General features: G+C 61.8%; 16 protein-coding genes and 1 pseudogene. 9 read left to right on the forward strand and 8 right to left on the reverse strand.

The features are described from left to right. The first annotated feature begins 9 nt into the window (after nt 1–9). Complete coding sequence (locus ACZ5M5_RS19810) at nt 10–2,037, forward strand: hypothetical protein (RefSeq protein ID WP_464737868.1); 2,028 nt, start codon at nt 10–12, stop codon at nt 2,035–2,037. 101 nt (nt 2,038–2,138) lie between these two features. On the opposite strand, the gene ACZ5M5_RS19815 is transcribed toward ACZ5M5_RS19810, so the two are convergent. Next, nucleotides 2,139–2,873 carry a substrate-binding periplasmic protein gene (locus ACZ5M5_RS19815; protein ID WP_060741606.1) on the reverse strand — a complete coding sequence of 245 codons (735 nt, stop codon included), beginning with the start codon at nt 2,871–2,873 and terminating at the stop codon, nt 2,139–2,141. Between the two features lie 282 nt (nt 2,874–3,155). On the opposite strand from ACZ5M5_RS19815, the gene ACZ5M5_RS19820 reads away from it, so the two are divergent. After that, complete coding sequence (locus ACZ5M5_RS19820) at nt 3,156–3,389, forward strand: hypothetical protein (RefSeq protein WP_060741605.1); 234 nt, start codon at nt 3,156–3,158, stop codon at nt 3,387–3,389. 221 nt (nt 3,390–3,610) lie between these two features. Beyond that, nucleotides 3,611–4,564, forward strand: coding sequence for an alpha/beta fold hydrolase (locus ACZ5M5_RS19825; RefSeq protein WP_464737869.1), 954 nt, complete (start codon nt 3,611–3,613; stop codon nt 4,562–4,564). Between the two features lie 180 nt (nt 4,565–4,744). Here ACZ5M5_RS19825 and ACZ5M5_RS19830 read toward each other — a convergent pair whose 3' ends face one another. Together ACZ5M5_RS19830 and ACZ5M5_RS19835 are read right to left on the reverse strand one after the other, a co-directional pair. Beyond that, nucleotides 4,745–5,137: a GFA family protein gene (locus tag ACZ5M5_RS19830; protein WP_060741603.1), complete on the reverse strand. Its 393-nt coding sequence runs from the start codon at nt 5,135–5,137 to the stop codon at nt 4,745–4,747. Nucleotides 5,138–5,170: 33 nt separating this feature from the next. Further along, nucleotides 5,171–6,097 (reverse strand): LysR family transcriptional regulator, encoded by a 927-nt coding sequence (locus ACZ5M5_RS19835; RefSeq protein WP_464737870.1) that lies wholly within the window; start codon nt 6,095–6,097, stop codon nt 5,171–5,173. 133 nt (nt 6,098–6,230) lie between these two features. Here ACZ5M5_RS19835 and ACZ5M5_RS19840 point away from each other — a divergent pair, with 133 nt between their 5' ends. Beyond that, nucleotides 6,231–6,632 carry a RidA family protein gene (locus ACZ5M5_RS19840; RefSeq protein ID WP_103310784.1) on the forward strand — a complete coding sequence of 134 codons (402 nt, stop codon included), beginning with the start codon at nt 6,231–6,233 and terminating at the stop codon, nt 6,630–6,632. A gap of 188 nt (nt 6,633–6,820) precedes the next feature. On the opposite strand, the gene ACZ5M5_RS19845 is transcribed toward ACZ5M5_RS19840, so the two are convergent. From ACZ5M5_RS19845 to ACZ5M5_RS19860, 4 genes and pseudogenes are all read right to left on the reverse strand, one after another. Beyond that, a complete protein-coding gene (locus ACZ5M5_RS19845) occupies nt 6,821–7,300 on the reverse strand; it encodes a VOC family protein (RefSeq protein WP_060741600.1) in 480 nt (159 codons plus the stop codon). A 68-nt stretch (nt 7,301–7,368) separates the two neighbouring features. Then, nucleotides 7,369–8,670, reverse strand: coding sequence for an Nramp family divalent metal transporter (locus ACZ5M5_RS19850; RefSeq protein ID WP_060741599.1), 1,302 nt, complete (start codon nt 8,668–8,670; stop codon nt 7,369–7,371). A gap of 153 nt (nt 8,671–8,823) precedes the next feature. Next, on the reverse strand, nt 8,824–9,060 hold the full coding sequence (locus tag ACZ5M5_RS19855) for a hypothetical protein (RefSeq protein WP_060741598.1): 237 nt from the start codon (nt 9,058–9,060) through the stop codon (nt 8,824–8,826). Further along, a pseudogene (locus ACZ5M5_RS19860) lies at nt 9,053–9,840 on the reverse strand (MlaA family lipoprotein). The gene ACZ5M5_RS19855 and the pseudogene ACZ5M5_RS19860 overlap by 8 nt, the downstream one beginning before the upstream one ends. Nucleotides 9,841–10,183: 343 nt before the next feature. On the opposite strand from ACZ5M5_RS19860, the gene ACZ5M5_RS19865 reads away from it, so the two are divergent. The 4 genes from ACZ5M5_RS19865 to kefC all read left to right on the forward strand — a co-directional run bounded on the left by ACZ5M5_RS19865 (nt 10,184) and on the right by kefC (nt 14,763). Then, nucleotides 10,184–10,894, forward strand: coding sequence for a response regulator (locus ACZ5M5_RS19865; protein WP_092197771.1), 711 nt, complete (start codon nt 10,184–10,186; stop codon nt 10,892–10,894). Further along, entirely contained in the window at nt 10,891–12,237 is a 1,347-nt protein-coding gene (locus ACZ5M5_RS19870; RefSeq protein ID WP_464737871.1) for an ATP-binding protein, read from the forward strand. Before ACZ5M5_RS19865 ends, ACZ5M5_RS19870 begins: the two co-directional genes overlap by 4 nt. Nucleotides 12,238–12,413: 176 nt before the next feature. Next, nucleotides 12,414–12,935 carry a glutathione-regulated potassium-efflux system oxidoreductase KefF gene (gene kefF / locus ACZ5M5_RS19875; protein WP_464737872.1) on the forward strand — a complete coding sequence of 174 codons (522 nt, stop codon included), beginning with the start codon at nt 12,414–12,416 and terminating at the stop codon, nt 12,933–12,935. 1 nt (nt 12,936) lies between these two features. After that, the gene (gene kefC / locus ACZ5M5_RS19880) at nt 12,937–14,763 is read left to right on the forward strand and encodes a glutathione-regulated potassium-efflux system protein KefC (RefSeq protein WP_060741594.1); all 1,827 of its coding nucleotides are present in this window, start codon (nt 12,937–12,939) and stop codon (nt 14,761–14,763) included. Between the two features lie 108 nt (nt 14,764–14,871). Here the strand turns inward: kefC and ACZ5M5_RS19885 are convergent, their stop codons facing one another. Next, on the reverse strand, nt 14,872–15,735 hold the full coding sequence (locus ACZ5M5_RS19885; RefSeq protein WP_464737873.1) for an aldo/keto reductase family oxidoreductase: 864 nt from the start codon (nt 15,733–15,735) through the stop codon (nt 14,872–14,874). A gap of 100 nt (nt 15,736–15,835) precedes the next feature. Here ACZ5M5_RS19885 and ACZ5M5_RS19890 point away from each other — a divergent pair, with 100 nt between their 5' ends. Further along, a complete protein-coding gene (locus ACZ5M5_RS19890; protein ID WP_060741592.1) occupies nt 15,836–16,789 on the forward strand; it encodes a LysR family transcriptional regulator in 954 nt (317 codons plus the stop codon). The last annotated feature ends 99 nt before the right edge of the window (nt 16,790–16,888 follow it).

The raw sequence follows: 16,888 nt of genomic DNA on the forward strand, positions 1-16,888 counted from the left end.
ATATCTCTCATGTTCAATCTCGACGATTCCGAGCATACGAAACGTGCCATCGCCCCTGCATTTGCCGCTGTTCCACCCACCAATGGCGGCATCGAAAGTACCGGCGTGGCGGTTGTCTGGCAGAACATTCTGCAAAGTGACGTGCTCCAGATGCTCTCGGACATCAATCCTCCGCTGACCGGCTCCTTCATCGATTACCGCTACTGGGCAAACGGCATTCTTCGTTGGGCGCTGAGCCAGCAGGATGATGACGGCAACCCGCTTTACGCGTTCGCGATCCCATCGTGGGAAACCGGCTCTGACGACAACGGCAATCCCGTCGTCGGGGCGTTTCTGTTCCCGGTGGGCACCCAGGTCACGCTGCTGCAGCCCAGCGACGACGAACTCAACGCCGCGTTGGCGAGCGCCTACGGCAATCAGCCGCCCCTCACGCTGACTTCGAACCAGACCGGCGATCCTGACGAGCGGCGTTGGGCCGCTGCCGCCCATGCCTATGCCCTGACGCAAAGCGACGCCAACGGTAACGCCTACGTGGCCGGCATCCCGAGCTGGGAGATGGCGGTCGAGAATGGGCAGAACTACCGAGGCGTCTACGTCTTCAGCAACACCCCCGGCATCCAGGTACTCAAGGCGGGTCGTGCGGCACTGATGGATCAGATCCTGGCGGGCATTCTCGAACCCTTGGACAGCGCGAACCTGATGGACTCGAACATGAGTGTTCTGGCCGTCGCGGCCAACCGTTGGGCCATGCGCTACGGTGGTGTGTGCGGCGCGGGCACCTTTGGCTATTGCTCCGCCAGGTACGACGTGGAAAGCGATTGGTACACCATTTTTACTCACGACGTCGTCATCTGCTTCGCGCCACAGCAGCCAACCATGGACTTGCTGCAATCCATCGTCGATCAACCCGCCATGGCCTGGCCTGATTTCAACAATGCCTACTCGGCGCTGTGCGTTACACTCGGCGACATCATCAATGGCGCGAATTCCAACGATCCACTCGATCCACGTGGGCTTGCGACGTCCCCGGACTGGTCCCCGAACACCGTCACCACCGAGCTCGCCACCTGGTTGCAGTTCGACGCCAGTGGCAACTACAGCTTTTCTCCCACCGCCCCCGCTGCGCCGACGGGTGTGGCCGCCGATGACTGGCTCCAGATCATCTATACGGTCTGGCAGGAAATGAGCGCTGTCGAACAACTTCAATCGCTCTACACCTACACCCAAGGCACCCTGAATACCGCCCAGAGCACGGCCAATACCCTGATAAGCGGCGCGATCGCCAACATGCAGGCCAAGACCGACGACAGCACGCTGCTGGACTTCGTCCAACTGCTCAAGGACCTCGGTTACTCGCTGGTGTGGTTTTTCCCCGAAGCCGTCGCCCCCTGGGCCAATCTTGCGGTGGTTGCCGTGACCGATGTCATCCGGGTGATCACCAGCAGCCTCGACGGAACGTCCAGCTCGATCACCATCGGCCAGTACTGGGAGCAGGTCGCCGACTCCTTCGAAGCGAGCAACACGAGCCTAAGCAACTTCTACACGACCATCGTCAGCGACCACGGGCGCCTGATGAACTTCTACCACTACGCCGACAACGGCAACCTGCCGATACCCACTGGCAACAACGGCGGCTCCTCGACCTCGGACGGCGACAGCTCCACCGCTACCGCCATGGCCAACGGGCTGATGTTGCAGGCCTACCAGAACCTGATGCCGCTCTTCTGGGCAATCGCCTGGGCCTGCCCCGACCCGCTCAGCGGCAGTGGATATGATGCTTACTCGACACTCACCATTCCCAGGGCACCCGAGGGCACCTATGTCGAGGGGACGTATTACGAGTTCGCGATCATCTGGAGCGACAGCAATATCGTCAAAAGCTATCCAACGACAGCGATGATGACGGACCTCACCGGCACACTGAACGTCAACCTGATGGACATCATGGCCCGGACCGATCCCTGGCTCGGTGTCGCCAGTTGGTTTGGCTGGTTCCTTGGCAATCAGGTGAACTTGCAAGGCCCCTATACGCGCTGATCCATCATCGCGGGCTCAGTTGCGACTGTGGTGGCTGAGTGGATCGCGGAGCGGTTTTCTGCACCCCGTCGTCAGGCGGGCATTGCGCCGGCTCCGCTCTTCTATTGCTCATACCGCCGCTGAATCCGCCCCAGCTCCCCTGATCGCCGCAACTGCTCCAAAGCCTTGGTCCATGCCGCGACCACTTCGTCTTCAGAGTCCAAGCTAAAAGCGATATACAACGACGAACGATAAAGCTCGATAGGAATTTTCCGCAGCGTGCCCGGCGCGATATTCAACTGGCGGCTGTAGTAGACCACGCCCGCATCGGTGTCGCCGACGATGATGTCGGTGCGCCCGGCAAGCAGCATGCGATAGAGCAGCTTGCTTTCGGTGGCACTTTTGTCCAGGTTGTTGAAGCCCAACGACAACAGCATCGTCGGCACCAGACCGGCATGTCGCGTGGTGATCTGTGGGGCGTGCAGCAGTTGTTCCAGGGAGTTCACCGGCGGCGCCTTGGCCAGTTGATAGGGGTGGATGGACTCTTCCACGATTGGCCCGACCCATTTGTACAACGACTCGCGTTCCGGCGTGCGAAACAGGGAGTACATGATGGTCTTGGGGCGGTGCTTGAGTATTTGGGTGGCACGCATGCTGGGTTGCAGCAACACCTCGAAGTCATCCCCGGTCAGCGCCATGATGGCCCGGACGATCTCGGTGGTCATGCCGGTGAGCCGGTTGTTTTCCAGATAGTTGTACGGTGCCCATTCTTCGGTGACGATCTGATACTGCTCGGCCCTGGCAACCGTGCCGAGCAAGAGACAAAGCAGCGCTGCAACCGATATCGAATGTCTCACGCGTACTCCTTGTGGACCGTTCGGTGTTCGTGCATGGGGGGCCTGATTCAAGAGGGGCAAGGTAAGCATAGACCCAAACACTTGCCTGACAGTTGACGCAGTCTACATTCCGCCCCTTAGCAGCCTCCGGACCTTGGTGTAGGATCAGCGCGACCGGATACGCGGCGCTCCCCTTGCGCCCTCCTCCCTGGAACCCAGCCGGTATGAATCCTATCGATCCCTGGTCGTTTCAACGCATCATCACCGCCCATGATGGCCCCCCCTTCTTATGAGCCTCGCCCCATGAAAATCTGTGATCAATGCAGGTCCGTCATTCTTGACGAAAACGCTGCTTGCCCGCGCTGCGCCGAAAAAATGAGGCTCTCGGAAGAGGCTCTCTTCCCTGCGTCCCAGCCGTCGAAAGGGTTGAAAATCCTTAAATGGGTGTTTATCAGCATTGTGGTTGCGGTGCTGGCGGCCGTAGCGGTGGTCGTGTGGATCTTTAATTCGTTGGGACCGATGCCCTCTTTTGGTTGAGGGCGACTTCAGGGCGCTTGAACAGTACGTGGTGGCGAGGGAGCAAGCGCCCTCGCCACCACTGATCACGGCAACCGAAGCGAAGTGCAGCTATCCGATTTTCCTATAGTTGCTATCGATGCCCACGCCGTTCTCGTCATCGGCCTCTCTCTCTAATCTGCCCACCAACGCGATCGATGACGATCGCCGCAGATCAAACCGACCTTATGGAGAGAGACACAATGAACACCTTCAACCGCACCCTGGCTGTCGCGACCCTGGCATTGGCTACCCTCAGCGCCGAGGCCGCATCGTCGGTCCAAGCCGCTGCAAGCGTGTCTGCGGTCGGCAGCGTGGTCCAGTCCGCCAGCTACATCACCACCAAGGATGGCGTTCAGCTGTATTACAAGGACTGGGGCCCGCGTGATGGCCAGGTCGTGACCTTCAGCCACGGCTGGCCGCTGGACTCCGACAGCTGGGAAGGCCAGATGATGTTCCTCGCCTCGAAAGGCTATCGGGTGATTGCTCACGATCGTCGCGGTCATGGTCGCTCCAGCCAGCCTTGGGAAGGCAACGACATGGACCACTACGCCGACGACCTGGCGGCGGTGATTGAAGCGCTGGACCTCAAGAACGTGACGCTGGTGGGCTTTTCGACGGGGGGTGGTGAAGTGGCGCGTTACATCGGTCGCCACGGTACCGGTCGGGTGAAGAAAGCCGTGCTGGTTTCTTCGGTGCCACCGTTGATGCTCAAGACAGACACCAACCCCGGTGGCTTGCCTATCGAGGTGTTCGACAGCCTGCGCAAGGCGTCCCTGGAGAACCGTTCGCAGCTGTACCTGGACATCGCCTCGGGCCCGTTCTACGGCTACAACCGCAAGGGTGCCAAACCATCCCAGGGGCTGATCCAATCGTTCTGGATGCAGGGCATGCAGGGTGGCAGCAAGAATACCTATGACTCGATTGCGGCGTTCTCGGCGACAGACTTCCGCAGCGATTTGAAGAAGTTCGACGTGCCGACCCTGGTCATCCATGGCGATGACGATCAGATCGTGCCCATCGACGCTGCAGGCCGGGCCTCGGCGGCGCTGATCAAAGGCGCCCGACTGATCGTCTACCCTGGTGCACCGCACGGCTTGACCGAGACGCACAAGGACCGACTGAACCAGGATCTGCTGACCTTCCTCAAGGAATAACACCTGGATCGGTTGTGAGGGGCCTGCTCGCGAAAGCGGCGGGCCCGCTTGCATGGGTGTTGAATGAGCTGCCGTCATCGCGAGCAAGCTCGCTCCCACAGGGTGAATCCGGAATTGGCGCGCACCCAAGATCAACTGTGGGAGCGAGCTTGCTCGCGATGACGGTAGAACCCGTTGCATCTATTCCTCAGACCGCCCCGTACCCTCACGATCATGGGCATAGCATCGGGTGAGCGGAAACGCCGGCAACCAGGACTCACGGCGCACGGTCCAGCTTTCGTAGGTGGGCATCAGTTGACCGGGAGCATCCAGAATCCCCAAGTGCACTTCGATTTCGTCGCCAGAGCGGGCAAACAGTGACGAGCCACAGCGAGGGCAGAAAAATCGCCCGGCGTAGTCCCGGGTTTCGCCCTCGATCGTCACCGCATCCTGGGGAAACACGGCCGCCGCGTAGAACAGTGCCCCGTGATGCTTGCGACAATCGAGGCAATGACAGACACCGACGCGATACGGGCGCCCAGCAGCTTCAAGTCGAACATTGCCGCATAGGCAACCGCCAGTGAATGGGTCCATTGCGCATCTCCTCTACAACTGGACAGATAAACTTCACGAAACCGGTCGATCAATGATAGGCGCATGCTGCGCCATCAGCTCCACCACCCAATCGATGAACACCCGCAGCTTGGCATTGACGTGACGGTTCGGAGGGTAAGCCACGTAGAGCGGCATCGGGTCGAGGTGCCAGTCTTCGAACAGCGGCACCAACTCGCCTTGCGCCTGGTGACGCCGGGACATGTACTCCGGCAACCAGAGCACGCCCAACCCTGCCAGGCCGGCGGCGAGGTAGGCGTTGCCGTCGTCGATGGCCAGGGCGTAGCGCCCTTTGACGTGAAGCAGCTCACTGCCACGGCGCATGGCGTAAGGCAGGGATTTACCGATGCGCGCCCACAGGAAACCCACGGTGCGATGGTGCGAATCTTCCAGTTCGCGCGGATGCGCGGGCCGCCCGAACCGTGCCAGGTAACTCGGGGCGGCGAAGACGCCGAGGGCAAGATCGCCGACGCGCCGGGCCACCAGCGACTGATCCATCAGCTCACCGCCGCGCACCACGCAATCGACACTTTCATCGATCATGTCGACGATGCGATCACTGACGCCCATGTCGATCTGGATGTCCGGATAACGTTCATAAAACGCCGGCAAGGCCGGTACCAGGATCATCACTGCCAGCGGGCTCGGCACGTCCACCCGCAGACGCCCGCGGGGTAGCGCCTGGGCGCTGGAGACGCTGGTCTCGGCATCGTCCATGTCGGCCAGCAAACGAATCACCCGTTCGTAATAAAGGGCACCGTCGGCGGTGACATTGACCTTGCGCGTGGTGCGGTTGAGCAGCTTGACCCGCAACCGTGCCTCAAGCTGCTGCACCAATTGGGTCACGGTGGTCTTGCTCATGTGCAGGGTTTCCGCCGCCTTGGTGAAGCTGCCCGCCTCCACGACTCGCACAAACGCTTGCATCGCATCAAAACGATCCATTTCTGCCTCGGGTATCGATCCGATTGTTTGGAATTTACAAACAGTGATCGCCAAGGTTGCTCGTTTATCCCCCGGACACAAGCCCCTAGAGTGAGTTCATCGTTTGGAACCCACTCTTTGATGGAGATATTTAATGACACAGCGCGATGTAGTTTTCCCGCCCGGACGCCAGGCACTGTATGAGCGCAATCGCTATTCACCGGCGATTCGTTCCAATGGTTTCCTGTTCGTGTCGGGGCAAGTCGGCAGCACCGCCGACGGTTCGCCGGAACCCGACCTGGAAGCTCAGGTGCGGCTGGCGTTCAACAACCTGAAGGCGATCCTGGCCGCGGCCGATTGCAGCTTTGACGATGTGGTGGATGTGACGGTGTTCATGGTCGATCCCGAGTCGACCTTCGAACGGGTATGGAGCGTTGTGCCCGAATTCTGGGGCAGCGCGCCGCATCCGACACTGACGGCGGTGGGCGTGACGTGGTTGTATGGTTTTCAGTTCGAGATCAAGGTGATTGCCAGGTTGCCTGAGGCCACCCCGTGATATCGAGTGTGGGAGCGAGCTTGCTCGCGATAGCGGTGGGTCAGCTTGCATCACTGTTGGCTGTGCCGGCGCCTTCGCGAGCAAGCTCGCTCCCACAGGGGATTCGGACAGGCCGAAAAATCGAAGCCACCAACGATCCAGTGTGGGAGCAAGCTCACTCCCACTAGGGAATGGAAGTGCTGCGCCGGCTAACCTTTCACCGCCGCTTCAATCGCCGCAATGTCGATCTTGGTCATCGTCATCATGGCCTCGAAGGCCCGCTTGGCGACGGCCTTGTCAGGACTGGCGACCGCTTCAAGCAACACACGCGGGCTGATCTGCCACGACAAGCCCCACTTGTCCTTGCACCAGCCACAGGCACTGGCCTGGCCGCCGTTGTCGATGATCGCGTTCCACAAGCGGTCCGTTTCGGCCTGGTCCTCAGTTGCAATCTGGAATGAAAAAGCCTCGCTGTGCTTGAACACCGGCCCGCCGTTGAGGCCAATGCAAGGGATGCCGATCACCGTGAAATCCACCGTGATCACATCACCCTCCTTGCCCGACGGATAATCGCTCGGGGCCTGATAGACGGCGTTCACCGCACTGTCGGGAAACGTTTTGGCGTAGAACTGCGCAGCTTCGTGGGCATTGCCGTCGTACCAGAGGCAGATCCTGTTCTTATTGTTCATTCCGCTTCTCCGAAAGGGACTGGACGATAAAGTCTAGCAGTCCCCCGAAAGTTGCAGATGGCCGGGCCTCAGGTAAACAGATCGACCCCCAGCTGGAACGCGACCCACAACGCCAGGCCCGTGGCAAACATCAGCGCGATGTTCTCGAACAGGTTGTTGCGATATTCCTTGCCCAGCAGGGACTTCTGATTGGACATGATCAGCAGGCCCAGGGAAATCACCGGCAAGCCGACGATATTCAGCGCGTTGACGCCGATGGTCAGCGTGACGAAGTCCGGCATGCCGGGGAGCGACCAGATCAGCGGCGTCACGAGAATGAACAGCATGAACCATTTGTGCATCGGATCATGGTGGAACTCTTTGCCGTAGCGCTCCCGGCGCTCGGGCCGCACGTGCTGGAAGGCATCGGTGATCAGCATCGGAAACGCCGTGGTCTTGCCGGAGATGCTGGCGAACAGCGTGGCGAACACGCCGATGAAGAACACGTACCAACCGATCGAGCCGAAGAACATTTCCAGGGCCTTGCCCAGATCGCCCAGGGTTTTGACCTCGATGCCGTTGGGTCGCAGGATTTCCGCACCGACGATCCAGATCGCCAGGTTGATGATGATCCCGACGAACACCGCAAACAGCAGGTCGTTACGCTGGATACGCTTGTGTTCAGGCCCCACCCAACCCTTCTGGCGCATGACATACGGATGGACGAAGTTGGCGATGGAGCCGGCCACCGCACCGATCACCGAAACGGCCACCAGCAGCGCGCCGTGCACGCCTTCGTCGGGCGGAATGCTGAAGCCGATGGTGCCTTTGACGATGCCCGCGACATCCGGGCCGGACATCACCGCCAGGGCCAGGAACGCCAGTGTCATGATCGCCAGCAGGCCTTTCATCACGCCTTCGATCATCGAATAGATATTGCGCCCGACGAGCATCCACACCGCCAAGACCACCGCCACCGAACACAGCAGTGGATAGTCGACCTTGAGCAACATGGCCAGGGCTTCGCCAGCACCCTTGATCATGTAGGCATTCATCAGGTGCCCCATGAGCAGCGCATACACCAGCAGGAACCAGGCGAAAAACGGATTGAGCTGGGCATAGCCTTGCAGGATGGTCATGCCCTGGTTATTGCAGAGTTGGAAGCGCGCGATGATGTTGACGATCAAGTAGCGCAGCAGCAGAGAAACCGCCAGCACCCACATCATTGCGTAGCCGTAGTTCGCCCCCGCCACGGATGAGGTGATCAGGTCGCCGGCGCCCAGCCAGGACAGTACCGCGATGATGCCGGGGCCGAGAAGCTTGAGCAGACGCACGAAACGGCCTTGCACGGGCGCCGCAGCCTTGCCTTCAGCGGAAGGAATGCTCGTCATGGATGGAATCTCCGTTTATTTTTTTTGTGAGAAACGGCCACAGTCGAACATATTAGATACGACGTCGTACAACCATTATTCATGCGTAATTATGTAAAAATGTTTCATGGCATCCGCCCCCGATGTGCCGCTGTATTCAAGAGCAAATTGCCACTAATCCTTCACCTGCTCGCCGTTATCGACCAACCAGCGCACCATCTTCGCCAGCGGCACCCGATGCTGCTGGATGGCGCACCAACTGACGTGTTCATGGCGATACAACTCGACATAACGGTTGAGCAGCACATGGCGACCATCCTCGGCCAAGCACAATTCAACTTCACGACAGTGCAATACATCCGGCTCGAGCGAGCGCATTCGCCGATGCAAGACCAGCGCCTGGTTATTCATCGGCAGCGGCTCCATCCTGGCACTGGGGTTGCCCTCCTCCACCGCTCCCAACTTGCCCTGCGCGACAAGATCGGCACGCCGCTGCGCCGTGGCATCGCGAAGCGCCGCGTAGTAATCCGGTTCGGCCTGCAGCGCGTCGGTCAGTGGCAATGCCTCGGCACGGCCATCGACAACGCCGCCGACGGTGTTGATCGTGCCCAGGGTGTCGACGGTGCTGCTGTTGTCGCCGAACGGGTCGACGGCAAAACTCAGCACTTTGCCCGTCGCGTCCCGCAGGTTGGCGCTGCCCAGCAGCGGCAGTTCCACGGTGGGCCCGGGGGCAAGGTTCCAGACGCCGAAGGTCTGGCCGAAATCGGCCTTGTGGCGCTCGATGCCCAGCTTGCCCGACACGTCGATCAGCCCGACGATGCCCGCAGTGGTGTTGATGACGAAACGGCCCAGTGTGTTGACCGAGCGTTGGCCATTGCCTTGCAGCAAGTCGTTGATGAACACCTTGGGCTCGCCGAAGTTCGCCACGAAGTTGTGGACGCCGGCCTGGAACATCTCCGGCAACTTGAGATAACCACGGGCCACCGGGGCCAGCGCATAGTCATCCACGGTTCGGTTGAAGGCGAATATGCCGCGGTTAACCGGTTCTGCGGGATCGTAAACGGTGTAGGTCGCGCTTTCGCACGAGCCCGGCGTTGCAGCGGGCGTACTGGAGCAACCGCTGGCGAGTGCCGCCAATACAACCACGACGGTGGATCGAACGAACAACGGAGCGGGCTTGGTGATCGGCATACAGGGTTATCTCGGCGAGGAATGGGATGCTGCCTGGGCCGGTCGAAAACCAAACACCGCCCCCTGTGGCGAGGGAGCTTGCTCGCGCTTGAGTGCGAAGCGCTCACCGCTTTTTTTTAGGGCCGCTTCGCGACCCAGCGGGAGCAAGCTCCCTCGCCACAGGGTTCAGTGTTGGTGGGTGGTTTAACTGACCGACATTGAGGCCATCCTGCCGCCGTTTTCTTGCCCGCAGATTTCCAGAATATTGCCCGCCGGCAACTTTATTACCGGGTTGAAATATATGACGCGGGCCCTGGATTGACCCTAGTATCCCCTCCTGTATTCATTACCCTGCGTGCCCGCCGTGAGCCATTTATTACTGGTGGACGATGACCTCGAAGTCCTCGCCCTCTTGCGCAAGTTCCTCGAACAACATGGCTACAGCGTGGATGTGGCCGCCGACGGCAATGCCCTGTGGCAGGCGGTGGAGCGCCGGGTACCGGACCTGATCATCCTCGACGTCATGTTGCCGGGCGACAACGGGCTGGTGCTGTGCCAACGGCTGCGGGCCGAGCACACGGTCGGCATCATCATGCTCACCGCCATGGGCGAGTTGAGTGATCGCGTCGTCGGCCTGGAGCTGGGGGCGGACGATTACCTGACCAAGCCCTTCGATGCGCGGGAGCTGTTGGCCCGGGTGCGTGCCGTGCTGCGGCGTACCGGTGAAGCCAGGGCCGCGTCGAGCGACGCCTCCCGGCCCATCCTGGAGTTCGAAAACTGGCAACTGGACGTCACCCGCCGCGAGCTGCGCTCACCGGACAAGGTCATGATCCCGCTGTCCACCGGCGAGTTCGAACTGCTGCTGGTGTTTGCCGAACACCCGCGCCGGGTGCTGACTCGCCAACAGTTGCTGGACCTGGCCCGCGGCGAAACCTTCGAGGCGTTCGACCGCAGCATCGACGTCCAGGTCAGCCGCCTGCGGCGCAAATTGGAGACCGACATCACCGGTGCGTCGATGATCCGCACCGTGCGCAACAGCGGCTACCTGTTCAGCCCGCACGTGGTGAAGCGATGAAACCCGCGCGCTCGGGCACTCAACGTCCACGGGACACGGTGGCGCGCTGGATCGCCCTGACCACCATGATCGCCATGCTGACCTTGCTGGCCCTCAACGAACTGTTCAGCCTGCTGGCCGGTGCCTGGGCACGCCCTCCCCTGATGGAAACCGGCCTGATGGAAAAGGCCGCCGCCATCACCCGCATCATCGACTCCGTCGCCCCCGAACAACGCCCCGCGATTGCCGCGGCCGCCAGCGACCAGGCGTTCAATGCGCACTGGTTGCAGCGACATGAAGAGGCGCGCCTGCCGGTGATCGACGACCCGGAGTTCAGCGAAGGTTCGGCGCTCCTGCGCCAGCAATTGGGCCGGCCGGACGCCAGGATCGAAGCCTACGAACCGGGCGACTGGCCGGCCGACCAACCGGATGCACGCTACGCGGTGATCATCGAACTGGCCGACCATTCGTGGGTGATCTTCTCCGTGCCGTCGCGCAGTTGGGGGCTGGGCGAATGGGCGCGCAACGGGATCATCATCGCGCTGATCCTGCTCTCGACGTTGATTGTCGCACTGATCGCCACCCGGCACCTGGCCGCACCGCTGGAACGCTTTGCCGAAGGCGCCCGACGCTTTGGCGTCGACCACCAGGCGCCACCGATTCCGGTCATCGGCCCCCACGAAATCCGCCAGGCGATCCTGGCGTTCAATGCCATGCAGGCCCAGCTCAAGCACTTCCTGCAGGACCGCACCCAGATGCTCGCCGCCATCTCCCACGACTTGCGCGCGCCGCTGACCCGCATGCGCCTGCGCGGGGAGTTCATCGAGGATGCCGAGCAGCAATCGCGTTTGTTCAGGGACGTGGACGAAATGCAGGCGATGGTCAACTCAGCCCTGGCGTTCTTCCGTGACGATGCCCGGCTCGAACATGCCACCGCGTTCGACCTGGCCGAACTGCTGCACACCATCGTCGATGACCTCAAGGACGCCGGCACCGAAGTTGGGTTCGAAGGTGCCCAGCGCTTGGTGTATGTCGGTCGGCCCATCGGCATCAAGCGCGCCTTGGTCAACCTGATCGACAACGCGATCAAATATGGCAGCGAGCCGACGGTTCGACTCGAAGCCGACGCCCACCGTGTGGACATCCGCGTCCTCGACCGAGGGCCGGGCATCGCCGGCCAATACCTTGAGCAGGTCTTCACGCCGTTCTTTCGTATCGAAGGTTCTCGCAACAAGCACACTGGCGGCGTCGGGCTCGGCCTGTCGGCGGCCCGGGCGACGGTGCTGGAGCATGGCGGGACGCTGACCCTGCGCAATCGCAAGGGTGGCGGATTGGAGGCCAGGGTCTCGCTGCCGCTTGACTGAAGGCCCCGATGTGTCGATCCACGCTAAACAATCGGCGCCTTCCTCGGTAGGATGTCCGGCCTTTCCGGCCTGACCCTGTCCCGGAAAGGCGCTCTTGTTTGTATCGCCCGACCCAGTGCCATCGTTCGCGCCCACGACAGACAAGAATCGACGGAGCCAAACCAAGGAATTCACCGATGATTCTTATCATTTACGCGCACCCCTACCCCGACAAATCGCGGGTCAACCAGCAGATGCTCAAGCGAGCATCCAGCCATCCGGACGTGGTCATACGTTCGCTCTATGCGCTTTATCCCGACTTCGACATCGACGTCGAGGCGGAACAGCGTGCGGTGGAACAAGCAGAGCTGGTCGTTCTCCAGCACCCGATGTACTGGTACAGCTCCCCACCCTTGCTGAAATTGTGGATCGATAAAGTCTTCACCCACGGCTGGGCCTATGGCAAAGGCGCCACGGTTCTCAAGGACAAGCGCCTGCTGTGGGCCGTGACCACCGGTGGCGATCAGGGGCATTTCCAGATCGGCGGCTACCCAGGCTTTGCCGCACTGACCCAACCCCTCCACGCCACGGCCATCTATTGCGGCATGCGCTGGCTGGAGCCGGTCGTCGTGCATGGCGCCTATGCCGCCGAAGCGGATGCCCAGCACGCCCAAATCGAACACTATGCCGCTCGCCTGGCCGCCTGGAAGGAAGATTGAAGTGGAAACTCACAGCCTGATTGAAATGCTCATCTACCTGGCCTCGGCGACACTGATCGTACCGATTGCCGTTCGATTCGGCCTGGGCCCGGTGTTGGGTTATCTACTGGCCGGGTGCATCATCGGCCCGTGGGGGCTGAAGCTGATTACCGATGTCAAGGCCATCCTGGAGTTCGCTGAAATCGGCGTGGTGCTGATGCTGTTCATCATCGGCCTCGAGCTCGACCCCAAACGGCTCTGGGCCCTGCGCCGGATGGTGTTTGGTGGCGGTGCCCTGCAGATGCTCGCCTGTGGCGCTGCCATTGGGTTGTTCTGCACGGCTTTGGGCCTGAACTGGACGGCAGCGTTGCTGGTCGGCCTGACCCTGAGCCTGTCTTCCACGGCCATCGCCATGCAGGCCATGAGCGAACGCAACCTGACCGCCACCGCGGTCGGGCGCAGCAGCTTTGCCGTGCTGCTGTTCCAGGACATCGCGGCCATTCCGCTGGTGGCGATGATCCCGTTGTTGTCGGCCCACGGCGACACACCTTCGGGCACCGCGCTGCTGCTATCGATTGGCAAAATCGTCGCCGCCATCGCCATCGTCGTGCTGTTGGGGCGCTACCTGACGCGACCGCTGCTACGCTTCGCCGCACGCTCAGGCTTGCGGGAGATTTTCAGTGCCGTCGCGCTTTTTCTGGTGTTCGGCTTCGGCTTTCTGCTGGAGGAAGCCGGCCTGTCGATGGCGATGGGCGCGTTCCTCGCCGGGGTGCTGCTCGCCAGCTCCGAATACCGACATGCCCTGGAGAGCGACATCGAGCCGTTCAAGGGCCTGCTGTTGGGTCTGTTTTTCATCGGCGTCGGCATGTCGATCGATTTCGGCACCCTGGTCAACGCACCGCTGAAAGTCATCACCCTGACCCTGGGTTTCATCCTGATCAAGCTGCTGGTGATCAAGATGGCAGGCCGATTCCTCAACGTCCCCGCCGGCCAGCGCTCCTGGCAGGCGGTGTTGCTGGGCCAAGGCAGCGAGTTCGCCTTCGTGGTGTTCGGCGCGGCGACCGTGGCCGGCATCTTGACCGATCAATGGGGCAAGAGCCTGACCCTGGCGGTGGCCTTGTCCATGTGCCTGACGCCCTTGCTGATCCTGCTGCTGGATCGCTTCGAGTCCGTCACCCGGAAAAACAAACGCGAATCCGACCTCGTTGACCAACAGAACCCACGGGTGATCATCGCCGGGTTCGGCCGCTTCGGGCAGATCGCCGGACGCCTGTTGATGTCCTGCGGCGTCGAGGTGGTGGTATTGGATCACGACCCTGACAACATCGAGACGCTGCGCAAGTTCGGCGTGAAAGTCTTTTATGGCGATGCCACCCGCCTGGACTTGCTGCATGCGGCCGGCGCGGCCCAAGCGGTGGTGTTGATCAACGCGATCGACAATCAGGAAGACAACCTGACGCTGACCCGGCTGGCCCAGGAGCACTTCCCCGCGTTGCAACTGATCGTGCGGGCGCGGGACATGGGTCACCTCATCACCCTGCGGCAGATGGGCGTGGAGGCGGCCGAGCGGGAAACCTTCGAGAGTGCGCTGGCATTGGGTCGCAGTGCGCTGGAGCACATGGGGGTCGGGGCTTACGAAGCGCGTGAACGGGCGGATCAGTTCCGGCGGCTGAACCTCAAGATGCTGGAGGAGATCGTCGCCCAGCCGGAAGACGACCTCGCGTTCCGCCACGACGCCTACCGACGTGCCAATGCGCTGCTCACGGAGATGTTCAACGAAGACCGTGCCCACCCCGTCGACAGCTGGCCGGAACACCATCGCAACGAAACCGACAAGACGCCGGGTTGACCGGCGTCATACACGCCCGAACTTGCGCCGGACATCGGCTGCCAGTTGGCGCTGGCGCTGAAACCCAGCTCAGCGCCGATGCTGGCGAGACGCTGGTCTTTCAGGCCACTAGACCAATGCGTCCAGCTCGGCGAGCATCGGCGCAGGGATCTTCAGCTCACTCGCCGTGAGGTTTTCCCGCAGGTGCGCCAGGGACGATGTGCCGGGAATCAGCAGCAGATTCGGCGCACGTTGCAGCAACCACGCCAGGGCCACGCACAGCGGTGACGCCTGCAAGCGCGCCGCCACGCTGGAAAGGGTTTCCGACTGCAGCGGTGTGAAGCCGCCCAGGGGGAAGAACGGCACATAGGCGATGCCCTGCCGGCCCAGGTCGGCGATGAGCTGTTCGTCGTCGCGATGGGTCAGGTTGTAGTGGTTCTGCACGCAGACCACCTTGGCAATGCCCTGGGCCTGCTTGACCTGCGCGGCCGTGACGTTGCTCAGGCCCAGGTGACGGATAAGGCCCTGGCTCTGCAACTGCGCCAGTGTCGTGAACGATTCTTCGATGGCGTCTTCCGTGGGCGAATGCATATCGCCCCACACCCGCAGGTTGACCACGTCCAGGACCTCCACGCCCAGGTTGCGCAGATTGTCGTGGACCGCCCGGGTCAGCTCGGCGGGGCTGTGGGCCGGGTTCCAGGACGCATCGGCGCCGCGCACGGCGCCGACCTTGGTCACGATGACCAGGTCCTGGGCATAAGGGTGCAGCGCTTCACGGATCAGCCGATTGGTGACATGGGGCCCGTAGAAATCGGCGGTGTCGATGTGGTTGACCCCGCTCGCCAAGGCTTCGCGCAGCACGGCGATGGCGGCCGCTGGGTCTTTGGGCGGGCCGAACACGTTGGACCCCGCCAGTTGCATCGCGCCGTAGCCCATGCGATTGACCGTGCGATCGCCCAGTAAAAAGCTGCCTGCCTTGCCTGCAATGTTCATCTCGTGCCCCTCGGATCAATGTGAGTGGGCCGACTATAGGCGTTGACCATTCCCTTGATAATCAGGTGCAATCGGCACGGGCTGTACGGCGGAGAGAACAATGGCAACGGATATTCAAGATTTGCTGGCCTTTGTGGCCGTGGTCAATGCCGGGGGCTTTCGTGAAGGCGCGCGGGTAAGCGGCAAGTCCGCGTCGAGCCTCAGCGATGCCGTACGCCGGATGGAAAGCCGGCTCGGCGTGCGCCTGCTCAACCGCACCACCCGCAGCGTGGTACCGACCGAGGCCGGTGCCCGGTTGATGGAACGCATCGTCCCGGCCCTGGGCGAGGTCGAGGCGGCGATGGACGTGGTCAACGACTTTCGCGACCGTCCTTCGGGCACCCTCAGGCTGAACGTGCCGGTCAGCGCGGCCCGGCTGGTGTTGCCGGCGATCATCACGCCGTTCCTGAACAGCTATCCCGACATCCGCCTGGAAGTGGTCACCGAAGAGAGCTTCGTCGACATGCTCGCCGCCGGCTGTGACGCTGGCATTCGCTACGACGAACGCCTTGAGCAGGACATGATCGCCCTCCCCATCGGCCCCCGCTTCCAGCGCTTCGCCACGGCCGCCGCACCGGCATACCTCGATGCCCGGGGCAGGCCGGAACATCCCAGAGACCTGCTGGAACACGCGTGCCTGCGGGGCAAGTTCCCCAGCGGCGCCATGCCGCTGTGGGAGTATGAGCGTGGCGGCGAAACCATCAGCGTCGACCCGAGCGGCCCGTTGATCACGCGCATTGGCGGTGCGGTGGACCTGTCGGTGCAAGCCGCTGTAGACGGTCTGGGCATCGTCTACCTGTTCGAAGACTGGCTGCGACCCTACCTGGACAGCGGCGCCCTCGAACCGGTGCTCGAACCCTGGTGGCAGCGCTTCACCGGGCCCTTCCTCTACTACCCCGGTCGCCGCTACCTGCCCTCGCCGCTGCGGGCGTTCGTGGACTTCATCAATGCACAACGGTATGGGAGCGAGCTCGCGCGCGATGGCGTCAGCACAGCCAACACCCCCGCAAGCTGATACACCGCTATCGCGAGCAAGCTCGCTCCCACAGGGGTTCGGCTGTGTAGCTGAAAATCCCGCCCCACCACAAATCCATTGTGGGAACGATGCCGCTGC

The sequence above is a fragment of the Pseudomonas sp. Van50 genome, assembly GCF_055390755.1.

Bases quoted from the DNA above. Each gene is read 5' to 3' on its own strand.
- ACZ5M5_RS19810 (WP_464737868.1), top strand. From the start codon at position 10: ATGTTCAATCTCGACGATTCCGAGCATACGAAACGTGCCATCGCCCCT.
- ACZ5M5_RS19820 (WP_060741605.1), top strand. From the start codon at position 3,156: ATGAAAATCTGTGATCAATGCAGGTCCGTCATTCTTGACGAAAACGCT.
- ACZ5M5_RS19825 (WP_464737869.1), top strand. From the start codon at position 3,611: ATGAACACCTTCAACCGCACCCTGGCTGTCGCGACCCTGGCATTGGCT.
- ACZ5M5_RS19830 (WP_060741603.1), bottom strand. From the start codon at position 5,137: ATGGACCCATTCACTGGCGGTTGCCTATGCGGCAATGTTCGACTTGAA.
- ACZ5M5_RS19835 (WP_464737870.1), bottom strand. From the start codon at position 6,097: ATGGATCGTTTTGATGCGATGCAAGCGTTTGTGCGAGTCGTGGAGGCG.
- ACZ5M5_RS19840 (WP_103310784.1), top strand. From the start codon at position 6,231: ATGACACAGCGCGATGTAGTTTTCCCGCCCGGACGCCAGGCACTGTAT.
- ACZ5M5_RS19845 (WP_060741600.1), bottom strand. From the start codon at position 7,300: ATGAACAATAAGAACAGGATCTGCCTCTGGTACGACGGCAATGCCCAC.
- ACZ5M5_RS19850 (WP_060741599.1), bottom strand. From the start codon at position 8,670: ATGACGAGCATTCCTTCCGCTGAAGGCAAGGCTGCGGCGCCCGTGCAA.
- ACZ5M5_RS19855 (WP_060741598.1), bottom strand. From the start codon at position 9,060: ATGAATAACCAGGCGCTGGTCTTGCATCGGCGAATGCGCTCGCTCGAG.
- ACZ5M5_RS19870 (WP_464737871.1), top strand. From the start codon at position 10,891: ATGAAACCCGCGCGCTCGGGCACTCAACGTCCACGGGACACGGTGGCG.
- kefF (WP_464737872.1), top strand. From the start codon at position 12,414: ATGATTCTTATCATTTACGCGCACCCCTACCCCGACAAATCGCGGGTC.
- ACZ5M5_RS19885 (WP_464737873.1), bottom strand. From the start codon at position 15,735: ATGAACATTGCAGGCAAGGCAGGCAGCTTTTTACTGGGCGATCGCACG.
- ACZ5M5_RS19890 (WP_060741592.1), top strand. From the start codon at position 15,836: ATGGCAACGGATATTCAAGATTTGCTGGCCTTTGTGGCCGTGGTCAAT.